This is a genomic window from Micromonospora antibiotica (assembly GCF_017599305.1).
Classification (GTDB): Bacteria; Actinomycetota; Actinomycetes; order Mycobacteriales; family Micromonosporaceae; genus Micromonospora; species Micromonospora antibiotica.
The window spans coordinates 302,645-322,961 of sequence record NZ_JAGFWR010000004.1 but is presented as its reverse complement, the minus strand read 5'-3'; the positions used below and the strand labels follow the sequence as shown (position 1 = coordinate 322,961).

General features: G+C 68.0%; 20 protein-coding genes and 2 pseudogenes. 11 read left to right on the top strand and 11 right to left on the bottom strand.

The window, feature by feature from the left end; all coding sequences use genetic code 11:
• Positions 1–163 precede the first annotated feature (163 nt).
• Positions 164–685, top strand: coding sequence for a hypothetical protein (locus tag JQN83_RS11520; RefSeq protein WP_208567082.1), 522 nt, complete (start codon positions 164–166; stop codon positions 683–685).
• Positions 686–812: 127 nt separating this feature from the next.
• Entirely contained in the window at positions 813–1,151 is a 339-nt protein-coding gene (locus JQN83_RS11515; protein ID WP_208567081.1) for a hypothetical protein, read from the top strand.
• Here the strand turns inward: JQN83_RS11515 and JQN83_RS34315 are convergent.
• Positions 1,106–1,327 (bottom strand): annotated as a pseudogene (locus tag JQN83_RS34315) (hypothetical protein); the annotation flags it as partial. The gene JQN83_RS11515 and the pseudogene JQN83_RS34315 overlap by 46 nt on opposite strands.
• 80 nt (positions 1,328–1,407) lie before the next feature.
• Here JQN83_RS34315 and JQN83_RS11505 point away from each other — a divergent pair.
• Complete coding sequence (locus JQN83_RS11505; RefSeq protein ID WP_208567080.1) at positions 1,408–2,841, top strand: NsdA family TPR-like regulatory protein; 1,434 nt, start codon at positions 1,408–1,410, stop codon at positions 2,839–2,841.
• On the opposite strand, the gene JQN83_RS11500 is transcribed toward JQN83_RS11505, so the two are convergent.
• Entirely contained in the window at positions 2,824–3,390 is a 567-nt protein-coding gene (locus JQN83_RS11500; RefSeq protein WP_307799183.1) for a GNAT family N-acetyltransferase, read from the bottom strand. The genes JQN83_RS11505 and JQN83_RS11500 overlap by 18 nt on opposite strands.
• Positions 3,391–3,480: 90 nt before the next feature.
• Positions 3,481–6,996 (bottom strand): tetratricopeptide repeat protein, encoded by a 3,516-nt coding sequence (locus JQN83_RS11495; RefSeq protein WP_208567079.1) that lies wholly within the window; start codon positions 6,994–6,996, stop codon positions 3,481–3,483.
• 301 nt (positions 6,997–7,297) lie between these two features.
• Between JQN83_RS11495 and JQN83_RS11490 the strand changes: the two genes are divergently transcribed.
• Entirely contained in the window at positions 7,298–7,798 is a 501-nt protein-coding gene (locus tag JQN83_RS11490; protein ID WP_244252209.1) for a hypothetical protein, read from the top strand.
• Complete coding sequence (locus JQN83_RS11485) at positions 7,795–8,376, top strand: P-loop NTPase family protein (RefSeq protein WP_208567078.1); 582 nt, start codon at positions 7,795–7,797, stop codon at positions 8,374–8,376. The genes JQN83_RS11490 and JQN83_RS11485 overlap by 4 nt, the downstream gene beginning before the upstream one ends.
• A gap of 63 nt (positions 8,377–8,439) precedes the next feature.
• Here JQN83_RS11485 and JQN83_RS11480 read toward each other — a convergent pair whose 3' ends face one another.
• From JQN83_RS11480 to JQN83_RS11465, 5 genes and pseudogenes are all read right to left on the bottom strand, one after another.
• Positions 8,440–8,835 (bottom strand): Imm1 family immunity protein, encoded by a 396-nt coding sequence (locus JQN83_RS11480; protein ID WP_208567077.1) that lies wholly within the window; start codon positions 8,833–8,835, stop codon positions 8,440–8,442.
• Entirely contained in the window at positions 8,832–9,416 is a 585-nt protein-coding gene (locus JQN83_RS11475) for a DddA-like double-stranded DNA deaminase toxin (protein ID WP_208567076.1), read from the bottom strand. Before JQN83_RS11475 ends, JQN83_RS11480 begins: the two co-directional genes overlap by 4 nt.
• Before the next feature lie 26 nt (positions 9,417–9,442).
• Positions 9,443–9,802: pseudogene (locus tag JQN83_RS32990) on the bottom strand (DUF6244 family protein); the annotation flags it as partial.
• Positions 9,803–10,282: 480 nt separating this feature from the next.
• Complete coding sequence (locus tag JQN83_RS11470) at positions 10,283–10,696, bottom strand: Imm1 family immunity protein (protein WP_208567075.1); 414 nt, start codon at positions 10,694–10,696, stop codon at positions 10,283–10,285.
• Complete coding sequence (locus JQN83_RS11465) at positions 10,693–11,034, bottom strand: DddA-like double-stranded DNA deaminase toxin (protein WP_307799182.1); 342 nt, start codon at positions 11,032–11,034, stop codon at positions 10,693–10,695. Before JQN83_RS11465 ends, JQN83_RS11470 begins: the two co-directional genes overlap by 4 nt.
• A gap of 332 nt (positions 11,035–11,366) precedes the next feature.
• On the opposite strand from JQN83_RS11465, the gene JQN83_RS11460 reads away from it, so the two are divergent.
• Positions 11,367–11,684, top strand: coding sequence for a nucleoside triphosphate pyrophosphohydrolase (locus tag JQN83_RS11460; RefSeq protein ID WP_208567074.1), 318 nt, complete (start codon positions 11,367–11,369; stop codon positions 11,682–11,684).
• 94 nt (positions 11,685–11,778) lie between these two features.
• The gene (locus JQN83_RS11455; RefSeq protein ID WP_208567073.1) at positions 11,779–12,189 is read left to right on the top strand and encodes an Imm1 family immunity protein; all 411 of its coding nucleotides are present in this window, start codon (positions 11,779–11,781) and stop codon (positions 12,187–12,189) included.
• Positions 12,190–12,245: 56 nt separating this feature from the next.
• On the opposite strand, the gene JQN83_RS11450 is transcribed toward JQN83_RS11455, so the two are convergent.
• On the bottom strand, positions 12,246–12,806 hold the full coding sequence (locus JQN83_RS11450) for a hypothetical protein (protein ID WP_208567072.1): 561 nt from the start codon (positions 12,804–12,806) through the stop codon (positions 12,246–12,248).
• Positions 12,807–13,156: 350 nt separating this feature from the next.
• Between JQN83_RS11450 and JQN83_RS11445 the strand changes: the two genes are divergently transcribed.
• The gene (locus JQN83_RS11445; RefSeq protein ID WP_208567071.1) at positions 13,157–13,699 is read left to right on the top strand and encodes an excalibur calcium-binding domain-containing protein; all 543 of its coding nucleotides are present in this window, start codon (positions 13,157–13,159) and stop codon (positions 13,697–13,699) included.
• A 138-nt stretch (positions 13,700–13,837) separates the two neighbouring features.
• Here JQN83_RS11445 and JQN83_RS33745 read toward each other — a convergent pair whose 3' ends face one another.
• Complete coding sequence (locus JQN83_RS33745; protein WP_279632717.1) at positions 13,838–13,966, bottom strand: hypothetical protein; 129 nt, start codon at positions 13,964–13,966, stop codon at positions 13,838–13,840.
• A 1,169-nt stretch (positions 13,967–15,135) separates the two neighbouring features.
• Between JQN83_RS33745 and JQN83_RS11440 the strand changes: the two genes are divergently transcribed.
• The 3 genes from JQN83_RS11440 to JQN83_RS11430 all read left to right on the top strand — a co-directional run bounded on the left by JQN83_RS11440 (position 15,136) and on the right by JQN83_RS11430 (position 18,279).
• A complete protein-coding gene (locus JQN83_RS11440; protein ID WP_208567070.1) occupies positions 15,136–15,387 on the top strand; it encodes a hypothetical protein in 252 nt (83 codons plus the stop codon).
• Positions 15,388–15,879: 492 nt separating this feature from the next.
• Positions 15,880–17,556, top strand: coding sequence for an HsdM family class I SAM-dependent methyltransferase (locus JQN83_RS11435; RefSeq protein WP_208567069.1), 1,677 nt, complete (start codon positions 15,880–15,882; stop codon positions 17,554–17,556).
• Between the two features lie 3 nt (positions 17,557–17,559).
• Positions 17,560–18,279: a PaeR7I family type II restriction endonuclease gene (locus JQN83_RS11430; RefSeq protein WP_208567068.1), complete on the top strand. Its 720-nt coding sequence runs from the start codon at positions 17,560–17,562 to the stop codon at positions 18,277–18,279.
• Between the two features lie 412 nt (positions 18,280–18,691).
• Here JQN83_RS11430 and JQN83_RS11425 read toward each other — a convergent pair whose 3' ends face one another.
• Positions 18,692–19,921: a hypothetical protein gene (locus tag JQN83_RS11425; protein WP_208567067.1), complete on the bottom strand. Its 1,230-nt coding sequence runs from the start codon at positions 19,919–19,921 to the stop codon at positions 18,692–18,694.
• Positions 19,922–20,317: the final 396 nt, after the last annotated feature.

The following is a 20,317-nucleotide window of genomic DNA, read 5'->3' as shown; positions in this document are numbered from 1 at the left end:
TCCCGCAGTGGCGGACTCCCGACCGAGCACGACGACGAAGGCGTACACCGAAGCCGCGACCGCATCGGGGGCGAGCCAGTGCTCCAGTCCGGTGAGCGTTCGGAAGGGTGCATGGGTCTGCCCAGACACGTCGAAGATCCGGGCCAACGGCGGAACGTGCTCCGTGCTCGGGTGCTGGTACTACGTCGCGAACTACTGGGCCGAGTTCAGCGGCGATGGCATCTACGGCTACAACGGCACCACGTTGGGAAGTACCGAGTTCTTCATCGAGGTGAAGTTCAGCGGAGGCTCGTCCACGTCGAAGCCCTTCCAGTTCGAGTCGACGCGTGGCACCAAGCAGGTCCGGGCATCCGGTGAGCGGCTGTACTTCAGCACCGCCCACCCCGAGGGCTACCCCGTCAGCGGAGGCTCGACCTATCAAATGTGGAGCGGTGGCCCATATGGGGCCGGCGCACTGGTGAACGGCTTCGGCTCCGGTGGCTACACCGCCTATGAGGGCAGCGTCGCCCACGCCGGGGTCGCCCACCAATTCGACTGGACGGACCCGTCCAGCTCGTACCCGGGCCGCTGGTACACCTTCATCAAAAGCCCGAAGTTCCACCGCAACTCCGCCGGAGCATACAACCTGGACGACCCGCCGCAACTGGGCAGCGCCTGGTACGGCTCCGGCTGGAGCCCTTCCTGATACATCCGAGGCGAGATCGATCTGAAAAGCCTTTCACGGGGTCGAGCGCCGCGTGATCCGAGAGTGATCACGCGGCGCTCGATCCGCTTCCCGGCCCGAGCCCACACGAGTCGGGTAGCATCCACTCATGGAGGACTCCCGCCGCCGAACGAACGCCTTCTACCTACCTGAGGAGATGCGCGACAGCAAAATTGCGCCTCAACAGGTCATGTCTGCCCCTCGCCCAGGGTTCGGCACTGTCTATATTCACAAGGGTCGTGACCTACATCGGCGGATTGTGTGGGTCGCGAAATGGGTAGACGAAATGCCTGACGGCCAATCGGCGGGTGTCGAGGAATTCGAAGGCACTCGGGACGAGGTTCTGAGGTGGGCAAGGTCGCGTCCGGCAGCGCTCCTCGTTGTGCCGGTAGAAAGGGAACCTTACTGGGTTCCGGCACCCGAGAACGATGACGAGATCGATCTCTGATTTCGGTCTGACTGCGTACGGGGGTTGGTGTAGGTCCGGCGCGGGACGTCCTTCCCTGCTGCGCGTAGGGCATTGACCTCGGCATGAGGTTCTCCCTTGGGTTGGTGATACCCCGCGCCGACAACGACACCGTGGCGATCGAGGATGACGCAGCCGACAGGCGGGTCGGACTGGTGGTGCCCAGACCGAACGACGACAGCGTGATCGCGTGCCGCTTCGTAGCCAACTCAAAGTGGACCGCTATCAGGGTGCCCCCTTGAGTTTCATCGAGGGTAGGTACGGACGCGGAAGCTGCTGGTGCCCGCGCGTGGCAGTGCCACGTCGACCGAGGCCGTCGAGGACTTGCCTTCACGAGCACGGCGTCACCGACCTCCTCGCCGGACTGCCGAGCTTCCGCCACCTCGACGCCGCCACCGCATCGACCCCCGCCACGCCCGAGGGGGTGAAAGCCAGCCTCGCAGGTGAAATCATGGTGCCGAGCGAGGCAGAGATCCTGCTTCGCTACCTGCTCGGCCGACGTCCCGGTGCCGACGCGAACGCCCCGCCGCAAGCGGAAACCGCCGGCCTGTACCGCCGACCCGAGGAGGTCAACTTCTCAGAGTTGGCGCAGGTCATCACCATGTGGATGCAACGAGTGCCCCACCCCCAGACCCGACGCGACATGCTGACCAAACTGACCGCCGCACTGGCCGTCGCCGCGACAGCACCCCTGACCGAGTTGACGGGCTTCACCGACAGCGCCACCGCCGCACCCACGCTCACCGACCCCGCACGGTTCGAGCCGGCCACCCTCGCGCACTGCGAAGCCATGATGCCCAACCTGCGTAAACAGGGCGACGTCCTCGGCGCTGCCGCCACCCTCCCCACCGCCCTGGCCTACCGCAGCATCGCCGAACACCAAGCCATAGCCGCACCGAACGGCCCACACCGCGACCGCGCCATCGCCACCTACGCCGAACTCACCCAACTCGCCGGCTGGCTCTGCTTCAACATGGGCGACTACCACTCCGCCCAACGCCTCTACGACGACGCACGCACCGCCGCCCACGACGCACGCGCCGTCGAACTCGTCACCTACATCCTCTGCACCATGAGCCACCTCGCCACCTGGCAAGGCAAACCCCGCATCGGCATCGACCACGCCGCCGCAGCCTCCGCCTGGGCCGACCAAAGCGGCAGCCCCTACGCCCGCGCCTACGCCGCCGACGTAGCCGTCCGCGCCCTCACCGCCGACAACCAAAACCACCAATCCAAACAAGCCCTCGACCGCGAGTACGCCGCCCTACAGGAAGCACTGGCCGACCAGAACCCCAGCCAGTCCTGGTGGTACTTCTACGACGAATCGTTCTACTGGAGCACGAGCACTCAGAACGCGTTGAAGTTCGACGGAGTCGATCGAATCATGGCAGCCTCAGAGAAGGCGTTGAGGCTCAGCGACAACGGCAACATTCACGAGCGGTCGTTCCGCCTTCTCTACCGCGCAGATGCTTTCGCACGTCAGCAGAACATCGGCCTGGCCTGCCAAACCACCATCGAAGTCGTAGAACTGACGTCGGTGAACTCGACTCGCCGCATCGAGCAGCGTTTGCAGGAGATGCGTCGAGGGCTCGATCCGTGGAAGCGCACTCGCGCTGTCAAGCAGCTCGACCAAGCAATCGCCGCCCACCGGTCGTCAACGCCCGTCAGGTAACGGGAGCGGACGCACGAACATCTCGTACTCCCGGTAGTACGCCCCCGGCCTGCCCGGAATGCTCCCTACCCGCTGCCAACCCCACCCCTCGTACAGAACATGAGTCGCGGTGGCAACCGGGTTGGCCGTCAACGTCGCACGCTCCTCACGCCGTCCCCTCAGGAACGAATCGTGCAGACCGCGCCCGATCCCCCGGCCCTGCCATGCCTTGCGTACCTCGATCTCGGCCAGGACCACCGTGCGCTCGCCACCACGCTCGTCGGTGAACCCCTCCTCCGGAGCCGGCTGAAGCCCCGCGAACCAGTCCCGATCCTGCCGCAGGCTGTACCCGAAGACGAACCCCACCAACTCACCCCCCGCCCGCGCGGTGACCAGCTCATAGTTCCGCGCACCCAACGCCGCCAAGGCCCGCCCCCGAAACGCGTCAACCTTGACCGTCGCATCCTCGCCAGGAACCTGCCCGTAGGCGTCCGCGTAGACCTCACACAGCTCATCCATCAACCCGCCAGCAGCCTCCGCACCAAGGCGGGCATACGTCACATCGCTCACACCCACCACCCTACGGACGCCGCCACAAACCATCCTTCCCCGTGCCACGGGGAACTACGCTGAGCAAGCACCGATGACTCTCGCTGGTCTTTAGCGCCGTGCCGGGCTATTCAGGACCTTCCTGAGGGCAACCGTCACCCTGGTCCGTGCCGCCGCCGTAGCCTCGTCGAGCTGCCGGCGCAGTTCTGCGGCCTCGTCGACCCGGCCCAGTCCGTCGAGGACATTGGCGAGAGTCTGGTAGGCGGCGAAAAGCCGCTCGGCGAACACGGCCGGCAGTTGTTCGGTCAGACGCTCGTAGATGTTGACCGCCTCAGTGACCGCTTCCAGGGCCTCGGTGAAGTTGGCCTGCATGGTCACACACAACCGCCCGTACGCCAACGACGACGACGCGAGGTCGGGTAGGTAGGCGGCGGGGTTAGCCTCGGCCAATCGCCGGCAGATAACGGTAGCTTCCTCGTTGAGGGCCAGCGCCTCCTCCCACCGCCCCAACTCGGACAGCCGGATACTGAGGTTGTTCACCGACATCGTGAGGTCGGGTAGGTAAGCAGTAGGGTTAGCCTCGGCCAACCTCCGGCGGATCATGACGGCTTCCTTGCTTAGGGCCAGCGCCTTCTCCCGCCGACCCAACCCCGACAGGCAGACGCCCAGGTTGTTCAACGACATCGCGAGGGCGGGCAGGTAAGCAGCCGGGTTAACCTCAACCAACCGCCGGTAGATACCGGTGCCCTCCTCGCTCGGGGCCAGCGCCTCCTCCCGCCGACCCAACCCCAACAGTATGGTCCCGAGGTTGTTCAACGACATCGCGAGGGCGGGCAGGTAGGCAGCGGGGTTAGCCTCCACCAACCGCCGGAAGATGCCGACGGCTTCCCCACTGAGGGCCAGCGCCTCCCCCCGCCAACCCACCTCGGACAGCCGGAGGCCGAGGTTATTCACCGACCTCGCAAGTTCGGGCAGGTAAGCAGCGGGGTTAGCCTCCACCAACCGCCGGTAGATACCGACGGCTTCCGCGCTCGGGGCCAGCGCCTCCCCCCGCCGACCCAACTCGGACAGCCGAACGCCCAGATTGTTCAACGACATCGCAAGGTCAGGCAGGTAAGCAGCCGGGTTAACCTCCACCAACCGCCGGTAGATGGCGGTAGCTTCCTCACTCGGAGGTAGGGCCTCCCCCCGCCGACCCACCTCGGATAGCTGGACGCCGAGGTTGTTCAACGACGCCGCAAGGTAGGGCAGGTAAGCAGCCGGGTTAGCCTCCACCAACCGCCGGTAGATACCGACGGCTTCCACGCTCGGGGCCAGCGCCTCCCCCCGCCGACCCAACCCCGACAGCATGTCACCGAGATTGATCAACGACATCGCGAGGTCGGGCAGGTAGGCAGCGGGATTGGCCTCCATCAAGCGCCAGCGGATCGTGAGGGCTTCCTCGGTGAAAGGTAGGGCTTCCTCCCGCCGCCCCAACCCCGACAGGCAGAAGCCCAGGTCGTGCAACGACATCGCGAGGGCGGGCAGGTAAGCAGCGGGATTGGCCTCCACCAACCGCCGGCGAATCATGAGGGCTTCCTCGGTGAAAAGTAGGGCTTCCTCCCACCGACGCAACTCGGACAGCACCGTGCCGAGGTTGTTCAACGACATCGCGAGGTCGGGGAGGTAAGCAGCCGGGTCAACCTCAACCAACCGCCGGTAGATGGCGGCGGCCTCCTCGCTCGGGGCCAGCGCCTCCTCCCGCCGACCCAACCCTGACAGCCAGAGGCCCAGGTTGTTTAACGACATCGCGAGGGCGGGCAGGTAAGCAGCCGGATTGGCCCCGGCCAACCGCCGGTAGATGGCGGCGGCCTCCTCACTCGGGGCCAGCGCCTCCTCCCGCCGACCCAACCCCCACAGCCAGAGGCCCAGGTCGTTCAACGACGACGCGAGGGCGGGCAGGTAAGCAGCCGGATTCGCCCCGGCCAACCGCCGGTAGATACCGGCCGATTCCTCAGCGAGAGGTAGGGCTTGGTCGCGGAGGCCGGCGTTCGCCAATCGCCGAGCATGGATGGTGTGCAGGCGGGCATGCTCGGCGGGATCGGTGGTGGCGGCCAGCCGGTGCGGGGTGAGGGCGGTGGTAACGGCGGCGGCGGCGATGTCGAGGTCGACGTGCCGGTGGGTGGGCAGGACGGCGTCGATGGCGTCGAGGACATCGGGATCGATGCCCGGGATGGTGGCCAGGCGGGTGATGGTGGTGCCGCCGGCGGCCAGAGCCAGGTGCGGATGCCTACGCAGGACGGGGTACAGGATGTCGGTGGCCACGTGGTCCCAGCGGCGGGCGGTCTCAACGAGCACCGTGACGGCGTGCGCCGCCCATGGCGGCGGATCGGTGTCAACGCGCAGCAGGTGCTCAACGGCGGTAACGGCCCAGTCGTCGCTGTCCCACCCATCCTCGTCGTCAGTGTGCTGGTGCCCGGGTGTGGACAGGGCGATCAGGTCTTCACCGAGCCGGTCGGGATGCAATGCCTGGAATACCGTGTGGTGGTCCTCGGGTGGGTAGCAGAACCGGTGGTCGTCGATGATCGTCGTGGCGGCGGGTGCGGTGAGCCCGACCCGGTGCAGCAGGTCGGTGGCGGTGGCGCGGGACACGGCGGCGGTCAGCGTGGCCAGATACACCGTACGACCCATCACCTCGGGCGGGGTCTGACGCGGCTCGACCGGGCGGTGGTGCAGCGCGTACCAGTGGTCACGCTCGCGTTCCAGCAGATACGACGACAGCGCGTGCGGGTCGGTCGGCGCTGTCGTGTTGCGGCGGTGGGCGTCGACAGCGACCAGGGCCGCCATGTGTACGGACAGCACCTGCCGGAACGTCTCGTCGGCCAGATTCGGCGGCGGGAGCCGGTCGGCGGCGGCGACGTCCATTGCGATGGCGAACCGGTCACGGGCCTGCCGGAACAACACCCGCCCGTCGACCTGTCCCCCCAACGGTGGTAGCAGCTGGCTGGTGGCCTCGACCTGGTGGTCGCTGCGCAGCCGGTTGCGCAACGCCGGCCACCATGCCGTTGTGGAACGGGCCAGCAGCAACACCCGCACGGTGACGCTGGTCTGCACGTTCATGCTCTTCAGGTGGGTCAGCAGGCTCTGTAGATGGGATACCGGCCACCGGTCGGCGTAGTCGACGACGACCAGCAGCGCACCACCGGCAGGCAGGTCCATCCGGTAGCCGCCGGTGTAGACCGGCTCGTGCAGCACCCGCCACACCGTCCACCCGGACTTCGCCCACACGTCGGCGACATGTCCCGCAAGCCGGGTTTTTCCCTGCCCTCCGGCGGCGTGGAGCAGCCGCACCAGCACCCCACCCGGCCGGCCCATCCACTGCGCCACCTCGGCAAGGTCGTCGTCACGCCCGACGAACGGCACCACCCGGTGCTGGGCCAACAACAGCCGACTTGGACGCTGCCGCGCCTGCTCCGTGGTCACCGTCTCCACCACCGCCGGGAACTCCTCCACCCGGTACGGCGGCCGCCCGGTGGTGATCGTGACGTCGCCACGCACCCCTGACACCATGATCACGTCACCGAACGCGACCACGCCGTCGAGCCGCTGACCACCCGCCGACCACGACCCGCCCACCGGCTCAGGCACCAACCTCGGCGACGACCACACGGGCGCAGTCACGAACTGATGTGCACGTCACTCCGACCCCGCCGAGCACCCTCACCCCGTTCCAACCCGTCACCCGCCCATCATCGACCGCGACACCCGTCACGGCACCCTCGCGCCGGGTCGCCTACCCGACACCTGCCCGAACCGGCAGTCATCAATCGACGATGCCACCGAGATCGGAGAAGACGGCTCCGATAGGGCCTGACCTCGCCGTACAGACCGACGCAGATCCAGAAGAGCGTGAAAATCAAATGATCATGGCAACCCATGCACGCCGATCATGAGCGCAGCAACGGCCGGGGGCGGTGATGCCGCCATTGCCGCATCGGTCCATGATGGCGTGATGACGCTTGGTAGTCGGCTTCGCGGCCGGGCGGTGGCAATCGCCGTCGGGGTTCTGGTCGTGGGGCTGGGTGGGTTCCTGGCGGTCCAGGGTCTCGATAAGGCCGACAAATGGGCCAGTGTGTTCGGGGTGTTCGTCGGCCTGTCAGGGGTGGCGCTGTCGGTGGCTGTGGGGGTCCGTGCTCGCCGGGAGGCCGGTGGGCAGTCGGTGACCGGTTCGACGATCGGCGGCGGGGTGACCCAGGTACGTGGGGTGGGCGGCAGTGTGCGCATCGGCCCGGCCTCCGCGCCGCCCGTGGTGTCCACGCCGCCCGGGTCCTCGCCGCCGCAGGTGTCGTCTCCTTCGCAGGGTGACGGGCAGGCGGTGACGGGGTCGTCGACGGCGGGTCCGGTACGGCAGATCGACGGGGTCGGCGGCGACGTCGAGCTTGACCGGTGACCCGCTGGTGGGGGCCGTCACCGGCCGCCGGACAGACGGTGACCGGCAGCGTGGTCTTCGGCGACACCGTGCAGATCACCGGTGTCGACGGAGACGTCACCGTCAGCCTGGACCAACCGCCCTACCAGGTCACGACCGCCGACGACGCCCCGGTGCCGTTGAGCGCGGCCCGGGCACGGGCACAGCCGAGCCGGCTGCTGTTGGCCCGGCACCAGATCGTGCCGTTCACCGGTCGTGAGCGCACCCTGGACCGGCTTGCCGAATGGGTCGGTGGGGATGAGCCGGTGGCGGTGTTGCTGGTGCACGGTGCGGGCGGTCAGGGCAAAACCCGCCTCGCGGCGCACGTCAGTACCTCATGCGCAGCGGCAGGGTGGGCGGTGTGGCAGGTGACCCACACGCCGACCCCGGTCGCCGGGTCCACGCCGGTGTCGCGGGTCGCGTTGCCCGGTGGTGCGGTGCTGGCGGTCGTGGACTACGCCGACCGGTGGCCGGCCTCCGCCCTGCTGGCTCTGCTCACCCAGTTGCGGGATCTGCACGTACGAGCGGGGGCCCGGGCTCCGCGACGACTACTCGCCTAGAACAACCTGGCCCGCCCGCCCGAAGATCTACGCGACTGCCACAATATGGCCGCTTATGGGTGGCTAATCCTTGTGTAGCCAGTGCACACCGGTAGGACGCAGCCCGGTAGCAACGTACTCGACGACCGCAGCCCGGGCTACGGCTGCCGTGATTCGCGTCAGGCCAGCGGGAATGCTCACCAGGCCGGTGTCTGGTGACTCATACACGGTGATGGGTACGTCGGGTTGAAGCTCGGCGGCGTAGCTGCCGTCAGGCAGCCATCGCACCGCCGCGCGGTCGGCATCGATGTCGATGTCGATACGGAGGGCGGGTTGGTCGTGGGTGCCGATGGTGAGGGTCTGTCCGCAGCCTCCGTGCGGCATGATCGTCTCGATCTGCGCATCGAAGCGACGTCCCGCGTCCTCGGCGTCGGTCAGTTCGAAGGTGTGGCCGTGGTAGTCGCGTAGCAGCAGCGTCAACGGGTGATCCTCTCTCCGGTGCCGGTATAGACACGGTGCCACCATGTGCCTCCGCCGTCGCGGGTGACCCAGACTCTCAGGCGGCTACCCTGCGGCAGGATGGCGGGAAGGATCTTGTCGCAGGTCCAGGGGTAGGTCTGGTCTCGGTCGTTGGTGCCGCAGACCGTGTTGTCGATGGCCAGGTCGGCTTGGACGGTACCGGTGCGGCGCATCCGCGCGGCGACTTTCGACTCGGCGTGGTCGTAGAAGGTGACCGGAGGTCCGCGTAGCGGATCGTGGTCAAGGTCGGCGGCAAGAGACCGTCCGCCTCCGCCGGAGTGGACTTCTTCGCCGTTGAACAGGCCCAGTGTGGGACGGGTGCTGCCGGCCGGACGCGGCTGCATGAGGGTAGCGGCTGTGCGCAGCTCGTCCGGTAGGACAGCCGCATCGGCCAACTCCCAGTCGGAACCGACCGGGCGCGGCGTGTCCACCGGCTGCGGCGCGGCTTGTGCGGCAGCACGGCCCAGGGAGACAGGAGCCACGTTCTGGTCGGGACCGGCGGAGGAATTACCGGGCGGCGGACTGACCTCGCCGCCGCCCACGGCCAGTTTCCCAGGTCACCTATCTGCCGCGCCTGCGCCAGCGCCGCATCGACGTCCTGCCGGGTTTCGGCACCTCGGGTACGGACGGCTTCAAGGTTTTGCCGCACCTGCTGTAATCGCGCCAGCGTCGGGCCGGGCTGCCCACCCTGCAACGCCACTGCAACCAGCCGCTGTGCATCCTCGATGGCGGAAATCGCTGCGGTCATGTTCCCGTCGACCGCGCTCAGGGCAGCGACCACCGGCGTAAGCGCGGCGACGGTTTCCTGTGGTGAGCTTTGTTTCGCCACAGTGCCTACCGATCGAGACGCCTCAGCCAGTGCTCCTGCGGCTCCTGTCAGTGGGAACCCGACCTGACCGAGCACCTTCCGCACCCGAGCCAGCCCCATCATGATGCCCGCGAACCCCGACGCCATCGCCCCGGCACCGATCCGCTCGATCCCGCGATCGACGGCCACGGCCTCCCGCTGCGACCGCTCTATGCCGGCCACCATCGCCAGCAGGCCCGCACCAATCCTGTCGATCAGCGACATCCCGCCCTCCCTCACCGGAACCCACTCGTAACCGTTGAGCCTAGACGGGTTTCAAGGGACAACAGTCAGTCTTACATCGACGAATGTTGATCAGATTTCGTGGATCACCGAAGTCCTCGACGGACTCCGTCCGCACCTCGTGCCGTCGGCAATACCGCCATGGGTGGGCGCGGCACCGATGATCGCTGGACGCGCTGGCCGACCGGGGTGCGTAGTAACCACTACGGCGTGGCCGGACTCATCGGCCGATAGGCCAACAGCAGAGTCCCCCAGCTCGTACCTCACCAGAGAGCGGACATGCCTGCAGGTGAGGAAGGGACCGTTACGCGCGGGCGATCACTCGGGGGCAGCCAGGCGGGGTGATTCGCCGCCGGTCCTGAGGAAGGCGACCGCCAGTTGGACGGCCGTTTCCGGCCGCAGTTGCAGGTGCTCGGCCGGGTATTCCGTGGGTACTCCGCCGAAGTCGAATCGGAGCCCTGCGGCCGGGGTTTCTGCGGTGGGGTCGGTGAGGTAGCCGCCGTCGTCGGAGATGTGTACCGCGAAGGCGTGGGTGGGATGACCGAGGCCGATCTGCATTCCGGGTGGCAGGTCGTCGGGGTCGTCGACGGGGTTGCTGAAGATGGTCAGCACGACGGGCTCGCCGGCCTGCTGGATCTCGCGCAGGAGCGCCTCCAGTGCGTCCGGGTCGGTCAGTTCGACCTCGTGGTTGTCGCGCTGGTCGCCCCGGTCGTAGGTCCAGGTCACCTTCATGCGATCGCCTTTCCGTTTCCGGTGTAGGTGCTCCAGTGGCAGACCTGCCCGTCATAGTCGCGTACGTACACCGCCAGCTGCGTGCCGGCTGGCAGTAGCCGGGAAAGGATCTTCTCGCAGCCGTAGGGGGTGTAGTCGCAGGGCGGATTGTTCGTTACCACCACAGCCTCCGAGAGGTGGTCGCGGCGCATCCGGGCGGCGAGCTTGGCCTCCAGATGGTCGATCGTGGTGGCGATGAGCTGGTAGGCCGGCTTGACGTCGGCGGCGGCAGCCGGATCACGGCCGACCGGCCGGCACATCGACCTCGACATCGCCGCCGCCATCACCGACACGCTCACCCACCACCGCCTCACCCACGCCACCGACCCCGCCCAACAAGCCCACCTACACGCCACCCACGCCTGGCGCCTCGCCAATGCCGGTCAACCGGAACAAGCCCTCACCCCGGCAGAAGAAGCGGGTTGCTGCACCGATAGGTGACATCTGAGATGGCTTGCCCTGACGGTGCAGCAGACCCAAGTGCGTTCAGTTACACGCGCTGCATGTCCGTTTAGGCGGGCGTGTCTGGCCCTTGAACTGCCACCCGGCTGCCTAGACTCTCGCCCGGTGGCCCAACTCGCGGACCGTGTCGGGACATGAGGGCCTGTCATAGCGCTGGGGGCTGGGGTCGATGAGTCATGCCAAGCTGGTCCGGGACAAGATTCCGGAGATCGTCCGCGAGCGGGGGGCGGAGCCGGTAACCAGGATCGCTGGCGCTGATGAATACCGTGGCTTGTTGCGGGACAAGCTGGTCGAAGAGGTCGATGAGTTCTTGGACTCGGAGGACCCCCATGAGTTGGCGGACGTTCTGGAAGTTCTGCTGGCGCTGGCGATTGATCTTGGTGTTGATCGAGACCAGCTAGAGAAATTGCGTATGGCGAAGGTGGCCGAGCGTGGGGGGTTCTCCCGTCGGATCGTGTGGTCAGGTAACACGCCCGCAGACGGTTGAGGTGAGGTGCCCGCCTGACCGTGCGAGCGGCACAGGACGGCGGACGAACCTCGCGGACCAAAACCTACACAGGCACGGGCAAGAGGATCAGGTCATGACATACCGCGTGGTGTTCGACATCTGCGAGCAGGAGCTACCTGACGCGGAGGCCGCCCGGGTGTTCCTCGACAAACAGACGCTGATGATCGGACCACACGGCACCCGGGCGCACGCGTTCTGGTTCGCACCGAGCGGGGCTGACGACGTCCTGCGCCTCGACATCGACTACGACAACGCAAGAGCCGCGCTGCGTTGGCTGCCCGATGGCGGTCACGCGGTGGAACAGCCGCCGGCCGAACCGATCGTGGTTCTGGAGTCGTCTGACTCCCCTCTGGTCACCATCCCCGCCGAGTTGGCCGTGCTGTCGGTGGAAACCGCCCACCGGGCAGTCATTGAGTACATCGCGACCGGTCAACGCCCATCGCTCGTCCGATGGGCAGACCACACGGCATCGCATAAGAAGTAGGGCTGCTCAGGTTTGGAGATGGTCGTGAAGCGGCAGCTGCCCGTTTCCGAACACCGTCACTTCACGCTCAAGTCGACGATGACTCCCTGGTCGGCGCATGCCGACTGCAACCCCGACAGGTGCGTCCCCAGCGGACCCATGAATGCCAGTCCCGCCATCCCACTGTCGTCGCCCAGCCCCTGCATCTGCCACGCCACGTCCACGATCGCCGTTCCGTGCTCACGCAGCTTCTCGTACCGTGAATCCTCGAAGATCGCCCGCGCCTTCCGGTACTCGGCCTCGGTCATCTTCTTGTCGACGGTGGTGTCACCGCCGGTGGTCTTGGGGCTGCCGTCAATCTTCTTCCCGGCGGCCATCGCCTTGCACGCGGCCACCCCTGAGTCCTCGCGGATGAACTGGTCGTACACGGCGTAACCGCCGAAGCCGAGGACGACGAACACGGCCAGGGCGACGGCCCCGGCAAGGAGGATCGGCCTGCCCGGCCTCCCACCCGAGGCGGGGGCCCAGGCGGTGGTAGTTGCGGCGTTCGGGTAGCCGTGCTGCTGCCCGTCGGGGTTGACCCACTGCTGCTGCGGGCTGCTGTCCTGCGGACTGCCGGGGTACTGCGGCATGGTCACGATGACTCCTTGGTCGGATACACGGTTGATGCTGGCCGGCCGGGTCGCTCCGATGGGGGTGACGTCGGCTTGGTGACAGCGAGTGTGGCTGGCCGAGGGATCCGTCTCCGCTGCTCGGGCCGGGCATTCATCAATTCGCACCCGGAGGCCGAGCCGAAAAGCCACGCCATTGCGCCGGTTTCCTGTGGGGTGGTGCCGCATGCGCAGAGATCGCCGTGCTTTCGGGTAGGGGCACACAGGTGGTGCGGCAAATCCTGCGGGGTGCCGCCGAAAGCGCAGTCGTCTTCTCGACAGACGCCCAACTAAAAGGACCATCCCGCCGCCTGGCTCACCGCCAGCACACTCGGCCGGTGACGAAAGCACTCACCACCAAACAAACCATCGGCATCACCCTCGCCGGACTACTCGGGCTGTGCTGCTGCGGCAGCGGCCTTGCCGGCGCATTCGGCGACAGCAATGAAACGAAGCCGGCATCGGCACCAACGGCGTCCGCAACGGTGCAGGCACGGAAGCTCGACGGGGCACTCGCCACCGTCACCCCCACCCCCGACGACACGCCCACCCCCACTCCGAGTCCCACCCCGAAGAGGACCAGCAAGCCGAAACCCGCCCTCTACTACAAGAACTGCGACGCGGTCAGGGCAGCCGACGACGCCCCGTTGTTCGAGGGCGAGCCCGGCTACCGGCCCGGGTTGGACCGCGACGGCGACGGAGAAGCATGCGAGCCGGGCGGCGGCAACGGCGACCTGGGCGGCTACGACGACACCAACGGCGACGTGTACTACGCCAACTGCACCGCGGTACGCGCGGCGGGCGCGGCCCCGATCCGGCGCGGTGACCCCGGGTACTCACGGAAACTGGACCGGGACGGCGATGGGATCGCCTGCGAGTAGCACCGTCGTCGTGCCGACTGGGAGGGAACCACCGTCACCTGACCCCGACCGACCGGCGACCGCGTCAGGTGATGGGGACGTGGGCTTGTGTGCGGCGGATGGCATCCCAGGCAAGGGCGCGGGCCCGCTGCGCCGGTGTCATTCGCCGGTTACCTCTCGGGCAGCCCGGTGGGCGGCGACGGCGGCCTGCCGGCGGGCGCTGGCTTCCGCGATGGCCTGGGCGACCCGGTCGGGCCGGCGCAGCGGATTGCGGGGCAGCCGAGGCACGGCTGCCGGGTGGACACCGCGGACACCGTCCGGCACCGGTCGGGTGGGATCGCCCCCGATCACCCGCAGGGGGGTCGGCCCGCTCGGGGTGTCGAGGGCGGAATCCGGGTCGGTGTCGCGTGGGCGCGCAACAGCAAGGTCCGTACGGACAGCGGTGACTTCTTCCTGGGTTGTCTCGCTCCTCGTGGTTCCTCCTGGTTCCTCTGTCCCCCGTTCTCCGGGGGACGTGGGGACGGTTTCCGGGGGACGTGAGGACGCATTTCGGGGGACGTCGTGCCCGGTTTCCGGGGGACGTGGCCGATCGGGCTCCCCGGTGTCGTCCCCCGCTTCCCGGGGGACGTGAGGGGTGTCGAGGTGCAGGCGGTACCGGGCGGTGTGGGTGCCGTCGCGCCGCAGGGACGCCTTCCGGTCGGTGCTGATCGCTCCTGCGGCGGCCAGGGGACCGATGGCCCGTTCGACGGCCTTGATGTCGGCCCGGGTGAGGGGTCCACTCCTGCCCCGGCCGAGGGCGAACTCGGCGAGGGCGTGGTGGCCCCGACCGAACCAGGGGCGGGCGTCGTCGTCTCTGGATACAGCGGCCATGTAGGCGAGTAGTTGCATCGAGGTGGCAGGTACCTTGCCGGCGTACAGGGCGTACGCGGTGAGGACGTTGCTGGCACCCACAGAAGCGGCTCCTGATCTGTCGTGCGGACATGACGGTGCCGAGCCGGACGGCGGGAAAGCGCCGCCCGGCTCGGTGGTCAGGGGTCATGCGCCGTTGCTGGCGCGCGGTTCATGCCTCCCGTATGAATGCCGATGCCATGCTCTGGATGCAAATTTCACATTGCATGTCGCGTGCGTCTTGGCTTACTGGGTTGGCCCGGGCCGCACGGAGGGGGTGACCCGTCCAGGCCTGATCGGATGCGGGCTGGCATCCTCGCCGGTCAGTGGTACCGGACAGTCGGACCATCTGTCCGACAGAGACGGCGCGTCGCAGTGGACGAAGTGCTCAGTGGCGTGTTATCCCGACCGCGGGCGGAGTTCGACGCGGCGGGGACGTCCGTGGTGTTCCACCACGATGACGAGACCGCCGCCGAGGCGCTCAAGGAGTGTGATCCCGGGGAACTCGTGGCCGTCGTCAGGGGAGGTCAGGCGACCACGGCGGTGACTGGCTCTACCCGGGCCGTTGGGTGCCCGACCTGGTCGGGTCGGTGTTCGTCGCCACGCAGGTGCGGTCCGCCGCGCTCCAGCCGCTGATCACTGCAACGACCGACGACGACCGGGCCGAAATGTGGGGCAGTGGCATCGGCAGGGCGCTACGGGCCGGCTCGCTGCGCCTCGACCAGCTCACCCCCGACGGCTACCGGCAGTATCCCCATCCGCTCCTGCGGCCACGGACGGCTCGCTGCTGGACGCGATGCGGGCGGCGAGCTGGACGATGAGCGCTCCCGACGGCCTGTGCGACATCGGTGCCAGCCTCGTGCGGCACGGGTACGACACGTCCGAGGTCAGTGTGTGGTCGACCCCCGCTGGTAACCGACCCTGGACCAGGTCGGCGACGACGCGTTACGACGACACCTGCGCGGGCTGCGCCTCGGCGGATGGCCGGCGCGTACCTCCTCGGCCCCGGCGAATACCCGGGTCCCCAGACGTGGATACTGCCGTCGCCGGTGGCGAATACGACCGTGCGGCCGCGCGGTGCCCGGGCGACCGAGCACACCCGGTGTGGCCTGACTACCGATCATGTGCCGGGTTTCGCCGGTCGTCACATCCCATACCCGGACGATCTGGTCACCCCTCACTTCGCTCGGTCACCACGTCGAGCTCGGGGGACGACACGTATGGCCTCCGCGTCGATGTCAGAGCCTCTGGGTAACCTGTGATCATCGCTCGTTACGAGCTGAAGTGATGAATCGGGCAAACAGAGGGTGACGGTGAGCGCAGTCGAGCAGGTGTTTCTGGAGCGCGACGCGGTCTCCCCAGTGAGCTACGGCGAGGTGTTCACCAGGCGATGGGTCGTCGACGTGCTGCTCGACCTGACGGGCTACACGGTTGATCGTGACCTCGGTGGCCTCTACCTCATCGAACCGTCCTGTGGTTCGGGGGCATTTCTCGGGCCCGCCGTCGAGCGTCTGATCGCCTCCGCGAGTTCCTGCAGGCGAGACCTAGCGACGCTGGCTGATGCGATCCGTGCCTACGACCTCCAGCCCGAGCACGTTCGTGCGTCGCGGGCTCTGTGCCGGGATCTCCTCGTTGCCGCGGGCGCAGCACAGCCGACCGCGACGTCGCTGGCCGCGACCTGGATCCGGCGAGCTGACTTCCTGCTCGACGATGTAGGTGACCGAGAGGCTGATGTCGCGATCGGCAACCCGCCCTACATCCGCTACGACGACCTCGACGACGTGACCACCGCCGCATACCGTCGGACCTGGCCCACGATGCGCGGCCGTGGGGACATCTACGTCGGGTTCATCGAACGCTGCCTCGCCATGCTCAAGCCGGAGGGCCGCCTCGGCTTCATCTGCGCCGACAGGTGGATGCGCAACCAGTACGGCGCTGCGTTGCGTGAGCTCGTCGCGACGCGGTACTCGGTCGAGCACATCTGGACGATGCACGACGTCGATGCGTTCGAGGCCCAGGTCTCCGCCTACCCGGCGATCACCGTCCTCGCGAACAGGCCGCAGGGCCCTGCGGTCGTCGCGGACACCACCGCGGATTTCGGAGCGGCGCAGGCGTTCGCGCTCGCGAAGGCCGCCTCGGACAGTTGGTTTCATGATTTCCTCGACGTCGGTGTCAAGGCGCACCGACTGCCACACTGGTTCGACAGCGGTTCCTTGTGGCCGACCGGATCCCCGGCCAGACTCGCCCTGATCGAGCTACTCAACGACCGGTTCGGCCCGCTCCATGACCCGGATACCGGCACCAGGGTGTCCATCGGGATCGCGACCGGCGCGGACAAGGCGTACGTCACCAAGGATCGCGATGCCGTCGAGCGGGATCGGATGCTCCCGCTCTCGATGCGGCAGGACCTGACGACCGGCTCGTTCGTGTGGCAGGGCAACTACCTGGTGAATCCGTGGGACGCCGACGGCCGGCTGGTCGATCTCGCCGACTACCCCCGGATGGCCGCGTACCTCAGAAAGCACCCGGGCCTGAAGGACCGTTTCGTCGCCAAGAAGGCACCGGGCTCCTGGTACCGGACCATCGACAAGGTGAACCCTGCGGTCACCGGCAGACCGAAGCTGCTGATCCAGGACATGAAGACCAGCATCCATCCCGTCCTGGAAAACGGTGGCTATTACCCGCACCACAACCTCTACTACGTCGTCTCCGACACCTGGGACATGGAGATGCTCGGAGGGTTGCTGCTCTCCCGGATCGCGCAGGCGTTCATCGAGGCCTACTGCGTGCGGATGCGCGGGGGAACCCTCCGGTTCCAGGCGCAGTACCTCAAGCAGATCCGCGTGCCGGCACCCGACGCGATCCCCCGTGACATCGCCGACGCGCTCCGTGACGCATTCCGCAGGCGGGACATCCTCGCGGCCACGAAGGCCGCAGCCAGGGCCTACGACATCGACCTTGCCAGCTACGAACTCACCGAAGGACTCTGACCCGTGGCCCGTGATGTGCAGCCGCTGCTGGAGAACTGGTGGAAGGCGAAGAACGCCGCCGTCGCCAAGCTCGCCGCCGACGGAAAGTCGAACACCGGGGCCCAGGCCCGCGACGCCCGGCACATGCAGAGCATCGCAGCGTTCGTCCGACAAATGTTCATCGACGCAGGGCTCCCCGAGCACGAGGTGACCATCGACAGCGTCGTCCCCGGCTACTTCCGCCGGTCGAAAAACTGGGACGTCGTGGCGATGCACAAAGGCCACCTGGTGGGCGTCGTCGAGCTGAAGTCGCAGGCGTCAAGCCCGGGCAACAACGCGAACAACCGCATCGAGGAGGCCATCGGCAGCGCCGTCGACGCCAAAACCGTCCAAGAGATGACCAAGGCCTTCGGTACGCTCGGGGTCTGGTCCGCCTGGTGCATCACGTTCAACCGCGACTGCGAGACCGGCGTGCCGATCAAGCCGGTTCCACCGAGGCAGCTACGCGTGCCGGCGATCGACCCCGCGTTCCAGCACATGACCTATGCGACCCAGTACGCAACCGCCATCGAGCGGTTCATCTCGCAGAAGGTCTACGACGCCGGCTGGATGGTCGTCACCTGGGTCAATGCCGACCAGACCGTCGGATACGACGAACCGATCCCGACGGCCACCGCAGAGACCTTATGGACGCAGATCGAGGCTCGCGTCAGGTTCGCCAAGCAGGCCCTGCGTAACGCTTAAAGACCGGCGTGTTGGCTCTCACCGTGCCGGTCAGCGCTGCGTCTTGCGATGGTTGAACGGGCGCGACCGAAATGCCCGGTCGGCCCTGCCTTGCTGCCGTCGACTGCTCGCTGATTCCACCCGATACCGGCCAGCGTGAGTACCCCACCGACGAGCGGACCAACAAACAGCGTGAGACCCTCTTGCATGGCGTCGGCTCTGGCGCATCCGCGTCAGCGCCACCCCGCCAAAGGTACGAGATCACAGACCCCCGTTGTCTGCTACTCCCCCACGGTCCACGCCACCCGGGAACTCATCCTCGCCTCACTCGGATAGACGACAGCACCGTCATCCGCAGGACGACGCCGCCAACGACCTGCTGCTGCCGGTGCAGCCAGGGCTGCTGGGGTGGATGCCGGCGGACCGTCGAGGGTCAGGCAGCAGGAGCGTCGAGGTAGGCAAGCATCGCTTCCCGGCTGCGTGGCAGACCGTAGTCGCCGACGAGCGAGGCGAAGTTGCCGAACGACACGCCGTCGATCAGCCACGCCCCGGGCGATCCGGCCAGCACCTCGACGAGCCGCCGCTGCCGGGCAGCCAACGCAGCACCGGCCACCCCGGCAGGCAGCCGGCCCCCAGGGAAGGCCAGGCGCAGCGCCTCGACCGCCACCGGCAACGCCTGTTCACCGACGGCGACGCACAGCCGATCGAGCAACGCGTCAAACGCCCGACCGGCGTGCCGGGGACCGAGCAGACGCAGCGACAGCCCCGCGTACCCGTTGAGGTCGCCGTCGAGGAAAGGCACCTCGGCCCCGCCGATGGCCGGCCGGTTGCCCGGCTCGACGGCGGCCGTCCAGGCGAGCAGCTCGTCGACCGTCGCCTCGTCGGCATCGACGCCAAGCACCCGGGCCCGGCCGACCGCGGCGGCCCAGCGGATCACCGGACGCGGATCAGCCAACAGCCCGGCGTCAGGCGCGGCACCGAGCAACCCGGCCGCCACCAGAGCCGTCGCCGCCTCACCCTCGTCCACCTCCACTGCAGCCCCGGCCGCCGCGACGAGCGCCGGGATACTGCCCGCCGCGTCCTGCGGAAACCAGGCGAGCGCGTACGCCGCACCGACGCGCAGTCCCGGGCCGGCGTCGGTGAGCAGCTCACGCAAGACGGACACGCCGGCCCGCACCGCGTCGTAGACGACCAGCTCGACGTACGCCCACAGCCGCTGCTGATCCGCCTCGTCGAGCGACTCCACGTACGCGTACTCGACGTACTCCTTGCAGGTCTCGTCGTCGCCGTGCCACGGAGGCGGTTTGGCGGCGAGCAGTTCCCGCCCGCCGTCGGCCACCCGACGCAGCTCGACCACCGGGATGCCCTGCGGCAGCCACCTCGCGTCGTGGCCCACCGCAAGCACCGTCACCAGATAGAGCACCAACTCCCGGTCAGGGGCGGCCGGATCGGCGAGCAACTCCAGCAGGAACGGCACCGCGTAAGCCGACGCCTCGTAGCGGGTGCCCTGATGGAAGATGCTGGCGTACAGCCCGCCGAAGGCGGCCTGGCGCTCCTCCTCGTCGGGCGACCGCAGGGCGCGGAGCAGGCCGGGCACATCGCCGGCCGAGCCGTAGGCGTGACCGAGCCGCACCCAGTCGATGCCGTCGATCCCGTCGAACACGCGCCCATCCTCGCGCACCACACCGACGATCCCCCCGGGCGGGTCGGCGCAGGGAGCTCCCCCAGGGAGCGGCGGCCCGGCCGCTCGCCGGACTGCCTGACTCGGGCCGGTGGTGCCCCGTGCGACGGGATGCTGTGCGGGGCAACGAACACCTTGTCGGCGCTGTCCATACGCTGCCCTTCCAGGGCCCAGGGCAGCTGGTCCAGGCCGGGGAACGCCTCGGCGTCATCCGTCTGCGCGGCAGCCAGTCGACCCCGGGACTCCCTCATCGGCCTGGGCGAAACCTGCATGGAGCTGCCGGCTCTGCATCGCGCCCCAAGCCGGGGTGACCGCCGAGGGGCGCGATGACCACAGTGCTGGAGCGGGTGAGCTGACGCGGCGGCCGCGAGCCCTGTC